Annotated in this window: 14 protein-coding genes; 5 read left to right on the forward strand and 9 right to left on the reverse strand. The window is 67.2% G+C overall.

Translation table 11 applies throughout. The features are described from left to right. Positions 1-54 precede the first annotated feature (54 nt). The gene (locus U1737_RS12145; RefSeq protein WP_332796960.1) at positions 55-1,620 is read right to left on the reverse strand and encodes a lysine--tRNA ligase; all 1,566 of its coding nucleotides are present in this window, start codon (positions 1,618-1,620) and stop codon (positions 55-57) included. A 276-nt stretch (positions 1,621-1,896) separates the two neighbouring features. On the opposite strand from U1737_RS12145, the gene U1737_RS12150 reads away from it, so the two are divergent. After that, entirely contained in the window at positions 1,897-4,596 is a 2,700-nt protein-coding gene (locus U1737_RS12150; protein WP_332796961.1) for an ATP-dependent DNA helicase, read from the forward strand. 8 nt (positions 4,597-4,604) lie between these two features. After that, positions 4,605-5,144, forward strand: a complete 540-nt coding sequence (locus U1737_RS12155) for a SixA phosphatase family protein (RefSeq protein WP_248524103.1) — start codon at positions 4,605-4,607, stop codon at positions 5,142-5,144. Between the two features lie 33 nt (positions 5,145-5,177). On the opposite strand, the gene U1737_RS12160 is transcribed toward U1737_RS12155, so the two are convergent. The 6 genes from U1737_RS12160 to U1737_RS12185 all read right to left on the reverse strand — a co-directional run bounded on the left by U1737_RS12160 (position 5,178) and on the right by U1737_RS12185 (position 11,937). After that, positions 5,178-6,848 carry an ATP-binding protein gene (locus U1737_RS12160; protein ID WP_332796962.1) on the reverse strand — a complete coding sequence of 557 codons (1,671 nt, stop codon included), beginning with the start codon at positions 6,846-6,848 and terminating at the stop codon, positions 5,178-5,180. A 79-nt stretch (positions 6,849-6,927) separates the two neighbouring features. Beyond that, positions 6,928-7,689, reverse strand: a complete 762-nt coding sequence (locus tag U1737_RS12165; protein ID WP_248524098.1) for a TIGR02186 family protein — start codon at positions 7,687-7,689, stop codon at positions 6,928-6,930. Next, positions 7,686-8,600, reverse strand: coding sequence for a sulfite exporter TauE/SafE family protein (locus U1737_RS12170; RefSeq protein WP_248524095.1), 915 nt, complete (start codon positions 8,598-8,600; stop codon positions 7,686-7,688). The genes U1737_RS12165 and U1737_RS12170 overlap by 4 nt, the downstream gene beginning before the upstream one ends. 99 nt (positions 8,601-8,699) lie before the next feature. Next, positions 8,700-9,455, reverse strand: coding sequence for a hypothetical protein (locus U1737_RS12175; protein ID WP_332796963.1), 756 nt, complete (start codon positions 9,453-9,455; stop codon positions 8,700-8,702). A 239-nt stretch (positions 9,456-9,694) separates the two neighbouring features. After that, complete coding sequence (locus U1737_RS12180; RefSeq protein WP_248524091.1) at positions 9,695-11,140, reverse strand: glycosyl transferase family protein; 1,446 nt, start codon at positions 11,138-11,140, stop codon at positions 9,695-9,697. Positions 11,141-11,433: 293 nt separating this feature from the next. After that, entirely contained in the window at positions 11,434-11,937 is a 504-nt protein-coding gene (locus U1737_RS12185) for an outer membrane protein assembly factor BamE (RefSeq protein WP_248524088.1), read from the reverse strand. 133 nt (positions 11,938-12,070) lie between these two features. Here U1737_RS12185 and U1737_RS12190 point away from each other — a divergent pair, with 133 nt between their 5' ends. Both U1737_RS12190 and U1737_RS12195 read left to right on the forward strand, forming a co-directional pair. Continuing rightward, a complete protein-coding gene (locus tag U1737_RS12190) occupies positions 12,071-12,577 on the forward strand; it encodes a ubiquinol-cytochrome C chaperone family protein (RefSeq protein ID WP_248524086.1) in 507 nt (168 codons plus the stop codon). Further along, positions 12,574-13,098, forward strand: coding sequence for a YceD family protein (locus U1737_RS12195; RefSeq protein ID WP_332796964.1), 525 nt, complete (start codon positions 12,574-12,576; stop codon positions 13,096-13,098). The genes U1737_RS12190 and U1737_RS12195 overlap by 4 nt, the downstream gene beginning before the upstream one ends. Before the next feature lie 174 nt (positions 13,099-13,272). On the opposite strand, the gene U1737_RS12200 is transcribed toward U1737_RS12195, so the two are convergent. Together U1737_RS12200 and U1737_RS12205 are read right to left on the reverse strand one after the other, a co-directional pair. Then, the gene (locus U1737_RS12200) at positions 13,273-14,793 is read right to left on the reverse strand and encodes a M23 family metallopeptidase (RefSeq protein ID WP_248524081.1); all 1,521 of its coding nucleotides are present in this window, start codon (positions 14,791-14,793) and stop codon (positions 13,273-13,275) included. A 265-nt stretch (positions 14,794-15,058) separates the two neighbouring features. Continuing rightward, the gene (locus tag U1737_RS12205; protein WP_248524078.1) at positions 15,059-15,736 is read right to left on the reverse strand and encodes a DUF6445 family protein; all 678 of its coding nucleotides are present in this window, start codon (positions 15,734-15,736) and stop codon (positions 15,059-15,061) included. A gap of 308 nt (positions 15,737-16,044) precedes the next feature. Here U1737_RS12205 and U1737_RS12210 point away from each other — a divergent pair, with 308 nt between their 5' ends. Then, positions 16,045-18,870, forward strand: coding sequence for a M16 family metallopeptidase (locus U1737_RS12210; RefSeq protein WP_332796965.1), 2,826 nt, complete (start codon positions 16,045-16,047; stop codon positions 18,868-18,870). Positions 18,871-18,872: the final 2 nt, after the last annotated feature.

The following is an 18,872-nucleotide window of genomic DNA, read 5'->3' on the forward strand; positions in this document are numbered from 1 at the left end:
TCCCAATTGGGCCCCGGCCTCCGCCGGGGTGGATAACTCTTTCAGGGCGCGGCCTTACCGCGCCAACGCCTCCGCGATCAGTTTCCGCGAGTTCTCCACCCCGTACAGCGCGATGAAGCTCCCCATCCGCGGGCCCTGTTCGGACCCCAGCAACGTCTCGTACAACGCCTTGAACCAGTCGCGCAGGTTCTCGAACCCGCCGGTCTTGCCGATCTCATAGACGATGTTCTGGATATCCTCCGCACTCGCCTCGGCCGGCAACGCAACAAGCTCCGCATCCAGCCGCTCCAGCGCCGCGACCTCGACACCCTCGGGCGCGCGCCGCTTCAGCGTCGGCGCGACGAAATCGCGGCTATAGGCCAGCGCATAGCCGATCAGCCGGTCGAGCTCGGGATACTTCTCCGCCGACGCATCGGGCACGTAGTTCGCCAGATACCCCCAGACCTGCTCCTTGCTCGCATCGCCCATCACCCCGACGAGGTTGAGGAGCAGCCCGAAGGTCACCGGCAGCTCGCCCGTCGGCAGTTTGCCGTCGTGGATGTGGTGCACCGGATTACCGAGCTTCTGCTTCAGGTCCTGGCCGGCATAATTGCCGCGGAACTGCCAGTATTCGTCGACCGCGCGCGGGATCACACCCATGTGCAGCGACTTCGCCTTCTTGGGCTCGCGATAGGCGTAGAAGGCCAGCGACTCTTCGGGGCCATAGGTCAGCCACTGTTCGAGGCTCAGCCCATTGCCTTTCGACTTCGAGATCTTCTCGCCATTCTCGTCGAGGAACATCTCGTAGTTGAAGCCCTCGGGCGGGCGCCCGCCGAGCACGCGCGCGATCTTCGACGACTGCGTCACCGAATCGATCAGGTCCTTGCCGGCCATCTCGTAATCGACGCCGAGCGCGACCCAGCGCATTGCCCAGTCGACCTTCCACTGGAGCTTGGCCTTGCCGCCCAGAACGGACTGCGTGATCTGCTGGCCCTCGTCTTCGAACGCGATCAGCCCAGCCTCGGCGTCGATCACCTCGATCGGCACCTGCAGCACGATGCCGCTGGTCGGCGAGATCGGCAGTACCGGCGAATAGGTCGCACGACGTTCGGCTCGGAGCGTCGGCAGCATCACGTCCTGAATGCCCTGGAAGTGGCGGAGCACACCCTTCAGCGCCTCGTCGAAGCGCCCGGACGTGTAATATTCGGTCGACGAGGCGAACTCGTAGTCGAAGCCGTAGCGGTCGAGAAACTCGCGCAAAATCGCGTTGTTATGCGCGGCGAAGCTCGAATGCGTCCCGAACGGATCCGGGATCTGCGTCAGCGGCTTGCCGAGATGCTCGCGCAGCATGTCGCCGTTCGGCACGTTGTCCGGTACTTTGCGCAGGCCGTCCATGTCGTCCGAAAACGCGATCAGCCGCGTCGGCGTATCGCTGAGCGCGTGGAAGGCGTTACGCACCATCGTCGTGCGCAGCACCTCGTTGAACGTGCCGATATGCGGCAGGCCCGACGGTCCATAGCCCGTCTCGAACAGCACCGGATCGCCCGACTTGCCGTTCGGATAGCGCTTCAGGAGTTTGCGCGCCTCCTCGTACGGCCAGGCTTTGGACTCGAGGGCGGCGGTGCGGAGGTCGTCGGTCATGCGAGCGGCGATAGCGTGTGGTGGAGGAAGCGCACAACCCTCCCGTTTTCTGCTTACCTGCTTACCTGCTTACCTGTTCACCCGTCGTCTCGCCATCCGCCGCTGCGCTATTCGCGCCCCCCCACCCGTCATCCCAGCGAACGCTGGGATCTTCATGGGGCGGGTGCCGCGGTCTCCACGGGGATATCCCAGCTTCCGCTGGGATGACGGGATAGGTCGCGGGATAACAAGCAGCAAAAGGTTGCCCTTTCGTTCCTCTTCGCACAAGGTCGCGCGGTGCTCCCCTATCCCGCCCTCCACGCCAGCCACGCCGGCATCTGGATCGCGAATGCTGAGGGCGCGCGGCCGATCGGGCGGGGCGAGGCGATCCGGATCGCTGCCGACACGCCCGTCATCATGCTCAACGCGCCGCTCGTCGGGCAGCGGCTGGGGTATCCCGATCTGTCGGGGCTCGATTTGCTCGAACTCTATGCGTTTCTCCGCCCGGCACAGTTCGCGGTGCCGACTCCGAAGGGGATCGCGCGGGTTACCGGGCTCGACGTGCCGACCGAGGACGCGGAGGTCGCGCCGTTCCTTCTGCGCGCTGCCGACGCGATGCTGGCGCTCACCGACGCCGATTGGCCCGAGCGTGAGGGCGCGTGGACCGCGGCGCAATCGTTGTTCCGCCTGCGCTGGCCCTGGGCGCCGGTCGTTGCCGAGCGGCTGAAGAAACCGGCGGTCAACGAACGCTGGCTGTTCTCGTCGCTGCCCGAATGGGAGGAGCACGCGCCGCGACCCGCCCCGCGGACCGTCACGATCGAGCCGGGCGACGCCGAAGCGCGTCTGGTCGACCTTACCGGCCACGGTGCCGAGGAACGCCCCGGCCAGCGCGCCTATGCCGGCGCCGCAACCGCGGCCTTCGCCCCGCGCGCGATGCGCGACACGCCCAATCTAGTCCTCGCCGAAGCCGGCACCGGGATCGGCAAGACGTTGGGTTACCTCGCGCCCGCGTCGCTGTGGGCGGAGAAGGCCGGCGGCGCGGTGTGGATCTCGACCTATACCAAGACGCTGCAACGCCAGTTGGGGCAGGAAACCGCGCGGCTCTATCCCGACGCCGCGATCCGGAAGGCGAAGGTCGTCACGCGGAAGGGGCGCGAGAATTACCTCTGCCTGTTGAATCTGGAGGACGCGCTGCAGGGCGGGTTCGCGGGCCGCGCGGCGATCCTCGCGCACCTCGTCGCACGCTGGGCCGCCTATAGCGCGGACGGCGACATGGTCGGTGGCGACCTGCCCGGCTGGCTGCCGACGCTGTTCCGCCGCAACGGCTCGACCGCGCTCACCGACCGGCGCGGCGAATGCGTGTACGCCGGCTGCCCGCACTACCGGAAATGCTTCATCGAGCGCGCCGCCCGCGCCTCGTCGGACGCCGACATCGTCATCGCCAACCACGCGCTCGTAATGGTCAACGCGGCTAGAGGCCGCGAACTCGCCACGCGACCGACGCGCTACGTGTTCGACGAGGGGCACCATATCTTCGACGCCGCCGATTCGATGTTCGCGACCGCGCTGACCGGCGCCGAGACGATCGAACTGCGCCGCTGGATCCTCGGCCCCGAGTCGAGTGGTCGCGGCCGCCGGCGGGGGCTCGCCGCACGCCTGTCCGATCTCGCCAGCTACGACGAACAGGGCGCGCGGGCGATCTCCGACGCGGTGACCGCGGCGGGCGCTCTGGCGTCGGACGGCTGGCTGCAACGCCTCGGCGAAGGCGCGCCGTTCGGGCCGATCGAGACGCTCCTGGCCGCCGTCCGCGGGCTCACCTACGCGCGGGCCGAGCAACCGGGCGACGCGGGCTATGGGCTCGAAACCGAACTCGCCGAACCCGACGCGACGCTGATCGAGGCCGCCGCGCCCGCCGCCGCGGCACTCGACGCACTCGTCCGTCCGCTCGTGACGCTCGGCCGCCGTCTTGAGGCCGTGCTCGCCGAAGCGCCCGACTGGATGGACGCGCCTGCCCGAGCCCGGGTCGAGGGCGCGATCGCCTCGATCGGCTGGCGCGCCGAGACGGTGGCGTCGTGGCTCTCCTTGCTCGCGCGCGTCGGCGGACCGGTCGATGGCGATTTCGTCGACTGGCTGGCCGTCGACCGCATCGAGGGCCGCGAGTTCGACATCGGGTTGCACCGCCACTGGCTCGACCCGACCCGGCCGTTCGCCGAGATCGTCCTCAAGCCCGCGCACGGTGCGCTCGTCACGTCGGCGACGCTCACCGGCGGCGGCGATTGGGAGGTGGCCGAAGCGCGCACCGGTGCGCCGCATCTCCTGCGACCCGCTGCGCGGTTCGAGGCGAAGAGCCCGTTCGATTATACGCGCCAGGCTGAAGTCCTGATCGTCACCGACGTGAAGCGCGGCGATATCGGCGCGCTCGCCAATGCGTATGCGCAGTTGATCGTCGCCAGCCGCGGCGGCACGCTCGGGCTGTTCACCGCGATCCGGCGGTTGCGCGGCGTGCATGGCCGCATCGCCGATCGACTTGCGCGCGAAGGGCTTCCGCTGCACGCCCAGCACGTCGATCCGATCGACACCGGCACCTTGGTCGACATCTTTCGCGACGATCCCGGCGCGTCGCTGCTCGGCACCGATGCGCTGCGCGACGGCGTCGACGTGCCCGGCGAATCGCTGCGGCTGGTGGTTATGGAGGGCGTGCCGTGGGCGAAACCCTCCGTCCTGCATGCCGCGCGCAGGCTCGCGGGCGGCGGCTCGGCCTATGACGATCGTCTCGTCCGCGCGCGTCTCGCACAGGCGTTCGGCCGGCTGATCCGTCGCGCGGACGATTCCGGCGTGTTCGTGATGCTGTCCGCCGCGATGCCGTCGCGACTGCTCAGCGCGTTCCCGCCGGGGGTGCCGATCGCCCGCGTCACGCTCGAAGAAGCGGTGGCCCGAGTGGCAAGCCGGCTTTCCTCGCGAGCGCCGGTAGGGCATGAAAGCCGCGAACCGGCTTGAGGATTGCCATGAAGACGTTGACGCTGTTGCGCCACGCCAAGTCCGGCTGGGACGACCCGGTCGCGCGCGATTTCGATCGCCCGCTCAACGCCAAGGGCAAGCGCGCGGCGGTGATGGTAGGCCGCCACATGCGCAGCCTCGATCTGAGCTTCGACCATGCGATCGCCTCCCCGGCGGTGCGCGTGACGGAGACGCTGGAGCAGATCGAGTCGGGTTATGGCCGCGAAATCGCACCGGCGCTGGACCGCCGCGTCTACCTTGCGTCGGCGGCGACCCTGCTCGACGTGGTCCACGGATTTCCGGCGGAGGCCGAGCGCGCGCTGCTGGTCGGCCACAATCCGGGTTTGGAAGACCTTGTCCTGATGCTGGTGGCCGACGGCGCCGATCCGCTCCGCGATGCGGTGGAGGACAAATATCCGACCGCCAGCATCGCCGAACTCCAGTTCGAGACCGAGGATTGGGCAGACATCGGTTCGGTCACAGCGCGCCTGACGCGCTTCATCCGCCCCCGCGACCTCGACCCGACCCTGGGTCCCGACGCGGACTGACCTTGCCCGGGCTGCGAAGCGCCGCCGTGCCGGCTATTTCCCCTGGGCTCGCCAACGCTGAATCGTTCGGGCGATGATCTGATCTTCGCCGCCGGTATCGCGCCAGAGCTGGGAGAAGAGCGGATCCGCCGAGGCCGGCCGCTTCGATGCTTCCAGGCTGTCGAACGCGACCCGGATCGGGATCGTCACGCCTTCGCCGCAGATGATGCATTCGCGGTTGCGCAGCGCCGGAATGGAATCGAGAAATCCGCGTGCGCCTTCCGGCATCGCGGCGCGAACGAACGCCTGGTCGCGGTCGTTGTTGAGGCGCATCGCGATGATCGTGCCGCATTGCGACAACACACCCTCTGCAAGGTCCGACGGGCGCTGCGTGATGAGACCCAGCGATACGCCGTATTTGCGGCCTTCCTTGGCGATCCGGCCGAGGATGCGGCCGACCGCGCTGCCCGTTTCCTCGCCGGCCGGGATATAGCGATGCGCCTCTTCGCAGACGAGCAGGATCGGGCGCTGCGGTTCGTTGCGCGACCAGATCGCGAAGTCGAACGTCATGCGCGCCAGCACCGCCACCACGACCGAGGTAATCTCCGACGGCACGCCCGAGACGTCGATGATCGAGATCGGCTTGCCGTCGCCGGGCAGGCGGAAGATGCGCGCGAGGAAGCCCGCCATCGTGTCGGCGACCAGCATCCCCGAGAACATGAAGCCATAGCGCGGATCCGCCTTGATCTCGTCGATCTTGGTTTTCAGGCGCAGATACGGCGCGGTGTCGCCGGCGCGGTCCATCTTGCCCATTTCGGCGCTGATGATCGTCGTCAGGTCGCTGAGCAGATACGGGATCGGCGCATCGACCGTGAGCTTTGCGATCTCCTGGCCGATGCGGCTCTTGGCCTTGGCGGCGAGCAGGCATTTGGCGAGGATGTCGGCATCGAACTGCCGCGCGGAACCGCTGCTGGTGAGGAACACCTCGCAATGCTCCTCGAAGTTCATCAGCCAATAGGGCATCTGCAGGTTCGAGACGTCGTAGATCGCACCGTTGGTCCTGAACGCGGCGGCATATTCGCCGTGCGGATCGATCATCACGATGTGACCCTGGGGCGCGAGTTCGCAGATCCGGTGGAGGATCAGCGCGGCGCCGGTCGACTTGCCCGTGCCGGTCGACCCGACGAGCGCGAAATGCTTGCCGAGCATGGCATCGACGTACAGCGCCGCGGGGATGTCTTCGGTCGGATAGACCGTGCCGATCGCAATGTTGGCCCGGTCGTCGGCCGCGTAGATCTGTTGCAGGTCCGACGTCGTGATCGGAAACACCTCGCAGCCGGGCATCGGATAGCGGGTGACGCCGCGACGGAAGCGATAAAGCTTGCCGGTGAGTTTCTCCTCGTCGCCTTCACCCAGGAAGTCGATTTCGGCGGCGATGCAGGTGCCGGCCGTATCCTCGAGTTTCAACGAGCGGACATTGGCGACCAGCCATGTTCCGCCGACGCGCATCTTGACTTGGCCGCCGACCTGACCGGCTGCCGCGACGACGGGGTCGGGATCGTCGAACAGCCCCCCGATAGAAGCGCGGTCGAGCAACACACGACTACTCGATCCGGCGATCGCGAAGACGACCCCGATCGGTGCGGCAACCGCATCCGCACTGGGCAAAATACCGCCCAGCGGTGCTGCGCGCGCAAACGCGTCTGATCCCGGCATTTGGCTCATTCCGGCAAGATCCCCAGTCATTCCAACCCGACCGTGCCCGCAAAGGGGTAAACATCCGGTGACGAATGGTGAACGCGCGCTACACTCTTCGTGCGATCCAGCCTGCCGCCCAGCCGAGGAATACCGACAGCGCGACCGCGACCAGCCCGTAGATCACCGACGATCGGTCGGCGGCGCGGGCGACGAAGCGCTCGAAGCCCGATTTGCGGATCTCGATATCGCGCACCGCCGCCGCCAGCACGCGGCCGTCGCGGATCAGGAACGTCTCTGCGGTGAAGCGCCCGACGGGGACGCGCGCCGGGATCGACACGCGCGCGCGGTACAGCACACTGTCGGTGATTTCGACCGCGCGCGGCGCCTCGTAATACAGGCCGGCGCGGCGCTTGAGATCGACCAGCCCTTTCTGGAAACGGTCCTGCGTGTCGACCGGTGCGCTGGATGCGGGCGACAATTGCAGGCTGTCGAGCCCGAGTTCGTAGATCGCCCGCGTCCGATCGTCGACGAGGCGGTCGATCGGCTTGGACGAGGCGATCGCATAGAAACTGGGGGCCGAGCGATAGCGCAGGCGCGACGCGTTGACCCAGATCCCCGCGACCTTTTCCTTCTCGCGCATCAGGACCGACTGGGTCGGGCCCTTCACGACGACGACCACGTCGGTCGGATGCTCGTCGCTCGGCAACCGCCCGCCGGGATAGAGGATCGCGCCGAACAGGAGAAGTTCGGCGCCGGTGAAGCTGTACGCGATCTCGATATTGCGCTGCGACACGTCGGGAACGAGCACGGGTTTCGCCTGCGCCATCAGGAGCGGCGCAAGCAGGACGAGCCAGCGCGCGCGCTTCATGAGAGCGTGACCGAGAAAATCTCCTCGGGCCGCCAGACCAGCCCGAGCAGGATGCGCGCGCCGACCAGCAGCACCATCACCGCGAGCGCGAGGCGCAGATATTCGGGGCGGAACTTGGTCGCGAACCGCGCGCCGATCTGCGCGCCGACCACCGAGCCCAGCAGGAGCAGGCCGGCGAGGACGATGTCGACCGCCTTGGTGGTGGTCGCGTGCACCATCGTCGCGACCGCGGTCACGAACAGCGTCTGGAACAACGACGTGCCGACCACGACGGAGGTCGCCATGCCGAGCAGGTAGATCATCGCGGGGACGAGGATGAAGCCGCCGCCGATGCCGAGCAGGATCGTCAGGATGCCGGTGAAAAAGCCGAGCAACAGCGGTGCGAGCGGCGAAATGTAGAGGCCAGACGCATAAAAGCGCGTGCGCAGCGGCAGCGCCGCGACGAGCGGGTGATGGCGGCGTTTGCGCGCCTTGGGCGGGCGCCCGGTGCGCGCGCGACCGATCGTGCCGATCGATTCCTTGGCCATCAGACCGCCGATCGAGCCGAGCATGAGAACGTACACGATCGCGATTACGGTATCGATCTGACCGCTCTGCTGGAGCAGCCGGAACAGCCACGCGCCGAAGAACGATCCGACGATACCGCCCGCGACCAGCACGCCGCCCATCTTGGTATCGACGCCCTTGCGGCGGAAATGCGCGAACACGCCCGATACGCTGGCGCCGGTCACCTGGCTGGCCGACGAGGCGGCGGCGACGGTCGGCGGGATCCCGTAGACGATCAGCAGCGGCGTCGTCAGGAAGCCGCCGCCGACCCCGAACATGCCGGAGAGCAGCCCGACGCCCCCGCCGAGCAGGATGATGACGAGCGCGTTGACCGACAGGTTGGCGACGGGGAGATACAGATCCACGGCCGCAGCGTTACACTGGATTGCGCGCGCGGGGCTAGGCTGGACTCATATGATTTGCCGGGGGGTGGATACCGGTTCCGCACCAAGGGCAAGACCTCGTCAGAAGTCGCTGCCGATCGAAAGCGCCGGCCCTGACTCCGGCTGCGCGGCGCCGGCAATACGGTCACGCCACTCGAGTGTCAGCCGGATCGTCTTGCGCGCCACCGGCACCGTGACGACCAACGATGGTCCGATATCGAAGCGCGCAGCATCCCGTTGTGCACTCGCCCAAGCACCGACACCGATATCAACGCGAGCGCCGCCGACCTCACCCAGGGGATGCAGCACGCGGGCGGAGGCATCGACATATGCTTGGATGCCATCGCGGGCGATCGCGCCGGCCTGCCCGTACGCTTCGACACGGATGCCCGGCGCGATGTCGGACGGGCCATAGCCCGCGATCACGCCGAGCGTCGGTCCACCACGACCACCGTCGAGCACGAGACGCTGCTCGGCGACGATACGGATCGGCAACCGGGTCGGTTGCCACTCGATGCCGAACGCGGCTTCGCGTCCAGCGCCGCTGAGCGGTGCGGCAAGACGCGCGGCGAGCGCGAAGCGACGGCGGGCGCCAAGCGCGTAGGTCAGTCGGATGCCGCCCTGCGATGCGCCGAGCTGGCCGCCCGAAACGGTGCCGGCGGAGCCGCCGCGGACGAGCAGCCATGCACTAGCGTGCCACCGGCTCGGGCGAGGTATCGCGGAGGGTGGGGCACTGGGAGAAGGGATCGATGTGACGGCATGCGAAATATCGGGCGGACGCGCCTGGGCCACGTCGATGGCTTGCACGCGCGGCTCGACCGGGCGCGGAGCCGGCATCGTTCGGCTGGCAATCGATCGCGGCGGCAAAGTGATTTTGACAGCGGACGGGGCGCTAGCGTGCCGTGGCGGAGCACCACGGAAAACCGCCGCGGCGACGGCAGGTACCAGGACCTTTACCAGGTGCGGAATCACCGCCGACGGCGGGATCGCGCCAATCTCGGGAAGCAGCACCGCGACCCGTATCATCACCCAACCCCCCAGTGCCAAAGCAAGGAACCGTAGCGGGCGCCCGCCGGTCATCCGTTGCCGGCGCCACGCGAGGCTATCTTGGTCTTGGCGCAGGGCGGGAGGCCGGCCATGGCAGGCGTCAGGTCTGGAAAATCGTGTCGCGTCTTGTCCCACACCGGCGCAGCACCGCGTAGCATGCCGATATAGAGGATCACCGCGCGAGGGGCCGCGATCATCGATACCAGGTTACCGACGAGGAAGCGGGGGAGCGCCCAGATCGCCTCGCGCAGGCCGTAGCTGCGTCCGGTGAACAGCATTCGCGTCGCGAGACGCCACGCCAGCAACCCGGTATTGGCCACCAACAGCCAGAAGGCGGCCGGATCGGTCCATGTCGCGTAGGGGAACGGTTCGCCCAGGGTCCAGTGCACACACACTGCGACGGCCCATAGTGGCAGCGCGACATACGCCACGGCCAGGATCACCACGGCCAGCGGCGCACGACGATCGCGCATCCGCATCCAGTGATCGGCAAATGCGCGTGGTCGTCCCCAGCCGGTCCGATCCCAGCCTGCGAGCGCGATACCCGTCATCCAGCGGGTCTTCTGGCGGACCGATTCCCGCATCGTGCCGGGAAAATACGCGCGAACGGCAACCACGGTGCCTGCATCGTCGGTCGCGACGCGGGCGAAGATCCCGCGTGCGCCGAGTTCGGCGAGCCGCAACCCCAGCTCGTAATCCTCGGTCAGGCTGGAGGCATCGAACGGATCCCCGCCGCGGGCCTGCGCGATCTTTGCCAAGACGTCGGGCGCGATCGCGCAACCGGTGCCGGCCAGCGGCATGCCTGCCCCCAGTGCAGTCCGGACGACGATCTGTTTGGCGTGGGATTCGGCGAACTCGTCGGCGTAATGACCGGACACCAATCGTGCGCCGCGGTTCACCAGCGGCAGTACGGGCAGTTGCACCACCGCATAATGGTCGATCAAGCTATCGAAGACGCGCAGTTCCTGGGCGTGGACGACGTCTTCGGCATCGTGCAGCACGATCGCCTTGGTCCGCACACCCTCGCGGGCGTCATCACGGCGCAGCGCATGCCACAGCGTGTTGAGACAGTCCGCCTTGGTCGTGGGCCCATCGCGCGGTCCGATCACCAGCGTGATCCGGGAATCGCGCTCGGCGACGGCGGCGGCGGCATCGATCGTACCGCGATCATTGGGATAGACGCCGACATAGACTCGGTAGTCGTCATGATCGAACCGCGCGAGCGCGGTCGACAGCATGCCGCCGATGACCGCCACCTCATCCCAGGCGGCAACGAAAACGGCGATCCGGCCATGTCGGCATGGCGGCGGCAACGTGTCCAGGGTCAGCCTGGGTCGGCTCTCGCGACGAATCCGAAGCATCACGAAGATAAGGTCGATCGCAAGATCGTCGATCCCGCCGAGAAAGAGTCCGACGCTGGCGAACAACAGCGTTTCGCGTGCAAGCGCGTCGATTATCCACAGCGACTCGGCCATGCCTCACCCCCCGAGGCAGGGAGGTACAGCAGCTTATGTCCGTTCCGGATTCAGTCGGATCGGAATCGGATGTTTGACAGGACGGGGGGCATGACGGACGTAATCGACGCCGACGTTCGAGACCTTTTGGCCGAACCCTGCCGGCCGAAACGTGTCGGTGCACGCGAACCATCGGGTTCGCGAGGCGTTATGCCCGAGATCCCACCCCCCCTTTCGGGATCGGTGCCGATCCCGGCCCGACCGCGTCGCCGCGTAGCATGCGAAGCGGTCAAACCCGCCACCGACCGCCGTGATCAGGGCCGGTCGCGACCACCGCCACCGGTATTGCCGCCATTGCCAGCGCCGCCAGCACCCGCCGCACCGACCGTGCCGATGTTGCCGAACAGATCCTGGAAGAATCCGCGTTCGCGCCCCAGCGTCGGCGTGGTCTTGCTATAAGGCTTGACCGCCGCGACCTGTTCGAGCCCGCCGCGTCGGATCGCGGTGACGGTGCCGTTCTGGTCAAAGCTGATCTGCAGCGTAATCTGCGCATTGGGGCGGGGGTTGCGAAAAGCGAGGTTGCGGCTGTCACGCGCTAGATAATACCAGTCGCCCTGATCGAACTGGCCGGCGAGCGTCGGCTTGCCGAGCGTGGCGAGGACCGACTGGCGGTTGTCGACGCCCGGCTGGACCGAGTTGACGAGGTCGGTATCGACCACATAGCCTTGATGCGAGCGCAGCTGGGTGCAGCTCCCGCTGGCCAATGCGGCGACCGCGAGTGCTGCGGCGAGACCCGTACGGGCGGAAAACACGCTCATATAAACTCCCAACCGGGGCACGCGAAAAAACGTGACGGTTCCGATGCGATTGCATCGGCCGCCGATCGCCTCGATATGCGAGGACGCGCGGGCAAACAAGCCAGAGCGCGGTCGATGGTCGAAGGACGACGGATTGAGCTGGTTGAGAAAGCTGCGTGGCGAGAAGCCGGACGAGGCGCTGCCGCTGTACAATGCCGTCGTGATGCGGGCGCGGGCGGAGCATTGGTACAGGGAGGGCGCAGTACCGGATACGGTGGACGGCCGTTTCGACATGATCGCGACCCTGCTCGCGGTCGTGATGCTGCGGCTCGAGGTGGAGCCGGCCGGTGGCGAGCCCGCCGCACGCCTCGCGGAACGCTTCGTCGACGATATGGACGGCCAGCTCCGGGAATTCGGGATCGGCGACATCATCGTCGGTAAGCATATCGGAAAGATGATGAGCATGCTCGGGGGCCGACTCGGGGCATACCGGGATGGGTTGGCGGCCGGGGATATCGGACCCGCCCTGGTGCGCAACCTGTACCGGGGGACCGCGGCGGACGATGGCGCACTGGCGCATGTGAAGGCGTCGGTCCTGGCGTTTCATGCCGGACTGACGACGAACCCCCTTCCTGAACTGCTAGCTGGAGACCTGCCGTGACCACCGAATTCAGTCGCCCGGAACGTCTCGATACGATCGGCGACCGTGAGCGGATCGTCGAGATCGCCGCGACCGACAGCGAACGTGCGGCGTTGGCGAAGCGATTTGCACTGGTCTCGATCAGCCGGTTGGAGGCGCGTCTTGCAATCCGGCGCGACGACCGCGGTATCCTGGTGAAGGGCCGCGTGACCGGCGCGGCGGTGCAGGCCTGCTCGGTGACGGACGAACCGCTCGATGCAAGGATCGACGAACCGGTCGAGCTGCTCTTCGTCGAACAGCTGGTGGCGGAGGGCGACGAGGTCGAGCTGTCGGACGACGTGCTCGATACGGTCGCGATCGAGGGCGGCACGATCGATCTGGGCGGGGTTGCGGCCGACACCCTGGCGCTGTCGATCGATCCGTTCCCGCGCGGTCCGAATGCGGCGGCGGCACTGGCAGCGGCGGGCGTGATCAGCGAGGACGAGTTCCGACCTGCAAACGCGTTCGCCGATCTCAAAGCGCGGATGGCAGACAAAGCGTAAGGCGGACTGAGGATCGGATCCACCGGCGCCGGATCCGAACCATCTTCGCCCTGCCGACGTGGCGATCGAACGTCGATCTGCCCTGGGCGCGCGATCAATCGCCGGGCTCCGGGCTCCGGGCTTTGACCGTCCCGCCTTGGAAGCCGCATGTCGAACGGCAGTCCCAGCGCGGCGTCAGATACCCGGTCTCACGGCCAGCAGCCTTGCCACTTTGGCCTTGAACGCGCGCAGCGATGCGCCCGAAAGTTGCGCGGCGCTGGCGAACGACACGGCCCGCGGATTGATCGCCGTACCGTTTCTCCACACCTCCCAATGTAGATGCGGGCCCGTCGATATACCCGTCGATCCGACATACCCGATCACCTGACCCTGCCGTACGCGCGTGCCCGACGACACTGCGATCCGGCTCATATGACCATAGCCGCTCGCCATCCCGCCGCCATGCGTCAGCTTGACGAAATTGCCATAGCCGCCGGTCCGTCCCGCGAACGCGACGATGCCGTCAGTCATCGCATGGATCGGGGTCCCGTACGGCGCACCGATATCGAGCCCCTTGTGCATGCGCGTAAAGCCCAGCAGCGGATGCACGCGCAAGCCGAAGTTCGACGTGATGCGGCCCGACACCGGCAAGCCGGACACCGCGCGCCGTTCGGTCTGCCCGTTGGCGTCGAACCAGCCATCCGTTCGCGACGCGCCGCTGGCATCACCGTCGCCATTCGCGCCGCCTGGCCCGAAGCGAACGAGTTGGACCTTGCGTCGCCCTTGATCGATTCCCGCGAATAGCAGGTCCCCGATCCGCGTCTCTCCGGTCGCCGCGCGCTGTCGCTCGATGATCAGGTCGAAGCCATCCGCGGCGTCGATATCGCGACCGATCGAAACCCTCGTGGCGAGCGCCTTGATGTATGATTCGATGGCCTTGGCCGGCACCCCTGCGGCGCGCATCGACCGGTATAGGCTCGATCCGACGAGTCCCTGGATCCGCAGCGGCGTCGAGTCGATCGTGATCGGCTTGCGCTGCATCGCCAGCCCCGTTGCGGTCCGCGTCAGGGCGAGCCCGAGATCGAACCGTGCGCGGAAATCGAGTGTTTCGAGCGGTCGGGTGACGGTGCGATCCGGACGTCGGCCAAGCGTCAACGCTATTCGGGTGCCCGCAGCGATGTCGTCGAGCGGCACGGCCTGCGCGACCAGGGCAGCGGCGGAATTGGCATCGGCACGTCCGACTCCGGCGCGCATCAGGACGCGGTCGAGCCGATCGCCTTGGCCGAGCGTCGCAGAGAGGTCCACCGTCGGCCGTTCCGGCACTTCGGCGAGCGGCGCGACGAGATCGTTGGCCGCCATCCGCCGGCCGGTCGCTGCACCCTGACCGATCGGGGCAATGCCCTGCGCGCGCGCCTCGTCCCACTCTGCCCCGACGAGCGGCTGCGGCACGGCACCCACCAGGGGTCTGATTCCCGGCGATAGCGCCCAGGTCGTCAGGCATAGGGCCGTGCAAGTCGCCAGCCCGCGCCACCAGTCGAGGCTGCCGATTCGCGCGCCCAGGTCCGGAACCCAGTCGATTCGTGTCGCGGCGATGCGCAGCTTGTCCGCTCTTGAATCATGGGACGGCGGCACCGAAGACGATGCCACGCGCAACTCGGCGCGGCGCATTCCCGCGGCACCCGCCAGTTCATATCCCTGATCGTCCCGTAGAAACACGCGCGCTGCCTTGGTGGTTGAAGGGCGTAATCGAGGAAGTCGTCGAGCGGGGTCTTCGATGGGAATCGCCGGCCAGGATTGCCGCACAGTGCACGGATGAAATCCCTCTGCCGTAAAATATGCTAAAGTCGACTTAAACGGCGGCACGCCGATCGATCGTCGCGACGAAACGTTGGTCGTTCGCGCCGAGCAATCTCGCCGTCATTCGACCGTGGCCGCCGATGCGAGCGAGGGGCGGCGTGATCCAGCGTCCGGTGGCCTCGTGCTAGTCGAGCAACAGGAATGCGGTGATCGTCAGGCGCCCCAGCAACGGATCTTCGCTCAGCATGGTGTCCGGTGGGATCACGCCGCTGTGTAGAGATGCGCTGCGATAGATCACCGCCCGGTTATACTGCGCCTCGACCTGCGCGATCTGTTCGAACAACGGCGTCGAGCCGGCGATATAGGATGGCTCTGGTGGCCCATCGCGCGCCAGTTCGGCATTGAGCCGCGCATAATAGTCCGGCGCCTGCATGGCATCGATCGTCTCGGCACCCGTCGCGCGGTGCCGATAGAAGGCGGTCCCGTCGCGGCATGCGGGATTGAGATAATGCACCAGCGCGATGCGGCCTGGATCGACCGCATCGACATGCGGCAGTCGCTGCGCCAGCGTCAGTCGATCGGCCGGCGTCGTCACCATCGCATAGCTTGCGTCGATCAGCGTGAACCCGGCATTGTGATAGAACACGCCCGACAACGCCGCGGTCAACGCGGGTCGGATCGCCGCGAGATAGCTCGGAGGAAGCGGACCGCGCAGCCCGGGATAGTGGTTGCGCCCGGCCTCGAAAGGATGCGCAGCGGCATGGGCACGCAGCGCGTCGGGATCGGGATGGAAGCCATCGACAATGGCAAGCGGCTGCCCCTGCGTGCCGATGTGATGCGCCGAAATGTCGGGTCGGATCACCTGCGCCGCCCCGGCGGCACGATCGCCTCGGCGCAATAGGCTCTGGCGGACGGTATGGCGGCAATACGCTGCGCCGCGGTGCTACCCCGCGGAATGACGACCCGCGTCCCGCGCTCCGTTCCTCTCGATCGTGCTTGGCTCATGCTGCCTGATAGCGAGGCCGCGGCTTCGCAGCTACCGATTGCCGCCTTCCGTCAAGTGCGTCGCCGGCCGATTGCTCCGTTACCGATTGATTTCGCAATCCTTGTTGCCGTTGGGGGAGGCGTGCGTATGCTGCCCGCAACAGACGAACAGGGTGATGAGCGCACATGGTTTCGAAGATTTCCGTATTCGCCGGCGTATCGTTCGCCGCGCTTCTGGTCACCGGCGTGCACGCGCAGCAGCCTACGCTCGCCGCCAAGCCTGCGCCGGTCGCCGACTTGGTCAAGTCGGTCGATATTCCGTACCAGCAGTTCACGCTGAAGAACGGCCTGCGCGTCGTCGTCCATACCGATCGCAAGGCGCCCGTCGTGGCGGTGTCGGTCTGGTATAATGTCGGGTCGAAGTTCGAGCCCAAGGGCAAGACCGGCTTTGCGCATCTCTTCGAGCATCTGATGTTCAACGGGTCCGAGAACGCACCGGGCGATTTCTTCGAGCCGCTGAAACAGGTCGGCGCGACCGACTTCAACGGCACCACCTATTATGACCGCACCAATTATTTCGAGACGGTGCCGACCGCGGCGCTCGATCGCGCGCTGTTTCTCGAATCCGACCGCATGGGCTATCTGACGGGCGCGATCACGCAGGGCGTGCTCGACGAGCAGCGCGGCGTCGTCCAGAACGAAAAGCGGCAGGGCGACAACCAGCCCTACGGCCTGACCCAGTACAAGATCACCGAGGGGCTGTTCCCGGCGGATCACCCCTACGGCCACACCACGATCGGTTCGATGGCGGATCTCGATGCGGCGTCGCTGCAGACCGTGAAGGACTGGTTCAAGGATCATTACGGCCCGAACAACGCGGTGCTGGTGCTGGCCGGCGACGTCGATGCGACAACCGGCAAGGCGCTCGCGGAGAAGTATTTCGGCGGGATCCCGAAGGGACCCGAGAGCATCGTCCCCCCCGCGCCGATCCCGACCCTGCCTGCGCCCGTGAGCGAGACGATCAGGGACCGCGTCGCCGCGATGATGATCAGCCGCAACTGGGTGGTGCCGGGCCTGAACGACAAGGACGGCACTGCGCTGGACGTCGCGGCGGGCGTGCTCGGCGGGCTCGCCAGCAGCCGGTTCGACACCGCGCTGGTTAAGAAGGAGAAGCTGGTCGTCAGCATCTCGGCGTATAACCGCAGCTTCAGCCAACTCGGCATGTTCGGGGTCCGCGCGATCGTCCGGGAAGGCGTCGATCCGGCCCTCGTGTCGAAGCGGATCGACGAGATCATGGCGGACTTCATCAAGAACGGGCCGACCGCCGATGAAGTCAGCCGGGTCGCGACGACGACCGCGGCGAACACGATGGAGGGGCTGGAATCGGTCGGCGGGTTCGGCGGCAAGGCGGTGACGCTGGCCGAGGGCGCGCTGTATTCGAACGATCCCGGCTTCTACAAGAAACAGCTCCTGCAACTGGCCGCCGAGACGCCGGCGAGCGTCCGCGCCGCGGCAGCGAAGTGGCTGTCGCGTCCGGCCTATTCGTTGACCGTCGTGCCCGGACCGCGCGATGCCTATGCCAACGCCGTCGTGCCGCCCAAGGCCGATGTACCACCAGCGCCCGAAACGCCGTTCAAGGGGACGCGAGGGCCATTGCCCGCGGTCGGCACCGTCGCTGGCCTCAGCTTCCCGACCGTCGAGCGCGCGCGGCTCGCGAACGGGATCGAGGTCGTCTACGCACAGCGCACCGCGGTGCCGGTGACGCAGGCGGTGTTGAGCTTCGATGCCGGCACCGCAGCGGATGTCGCGGGCAAGCTCGGCACGCAGCAACTGACTTTGTCGATGATGGACGAGGGCACGCCGACCCGGGATTCGGTCGCACTGGCGGAGGCCAAGGAGCGGTTGGGCGCGGAGATCGGCACCGGCGCATCGAACGACCGGACCTTCCTGTCGTTGCAGGTGCCGAGTGCGAACCTGGCGCCGGCAGTCGACCTGTTCGCGGACATCGCGCAGAACCCGGCGTTCGCCGATGCCGAGGTCGCGCGCGTCAAGAACCAGCAACTCGCGCAGATCGCGCAGGAGCTGACCAGTCCGCAGGGGCTGGCGACGCGCGTCCTGCCCAAGCTGCTCGGGCCGACCTCGCCCTATGCCAAGGCGCAGGGCAGCGGCGATCCGAAGGCGGTGGCGGCGCTGACCCGCGCCGACCTGGTCGCGTTCCAGCAGGCGTGGCTGCGGCCCGACAAGGCGAAGATCTTCGTCGTCAGCGATCGTCCGCTCGCCGAGGTTAAGGCGGCGCTCGATGCGCGGTTCGGGACGTGGCGGCCGACCGGCGCGCCCGGTGCCAAGGCGTTCCCTGCGACCGTAACGCCGTCCGCGCCGAAGATCGTGCTGATCGACCGGCCGGACAGCCCGCAGTCGCTGATCGTCGCCGGCGTGCCGACCGGGCTCAAGGGCACGCAGGACCTGTTGCCGATCGCGACCGCGAACGACGCGCTTGGCGGCAGCTTCCTCGGCCGCGTCAACATGGACCTGCGCGAAACCAAGCATTGGTCCTACGGCGTGTCGGGACGGTTCCAGCAGAACGAGCAGGCCGCCCCCTATGTCCTGTCGGCACCGGTGCAGGCGGACCAGACCGGCCCGTCGATCGCCGCACTGCGTGGTGATATCGACGCATTTCTCGGCAAGGAGCCGATGACCCAGGCGGAGTTCGACCGCGCGATCAACGGCGCGATCCGGTCGCTGTCGGGCAATTTCGAGACGTCCGACGCGGTGCTCGGCGCGATGCAGCAGAACGACCTGTTGAAGCGGCCCGATAATTACTACGCGACGATCACGCAGCGCTACCAAGGGCTTAACCTGCCGCAACTCAACACTGCGATCCAGCAGGCGCTCGATCCGAAGAAGACGATCTGGGTCGTCGTCGGCGATGCCAAGACGGTGCGGCCGCAGCTTGACAGCATCGGTCTGCCGGTCGAGGTCGTCCCGGCGGCGTCGGTTGCCGGCGCCAAGTAAAT

This window comes from Sphingomonas fucosidasi (assembly GCF_036663855.1).
Classification (GTDB): Bacteria; Pseudomonadota; Alphaproteobacteria; order Sphingomonadales; family Sphingomonadaceae; genus Sphingomonas; species Sphingomonas faeni_B.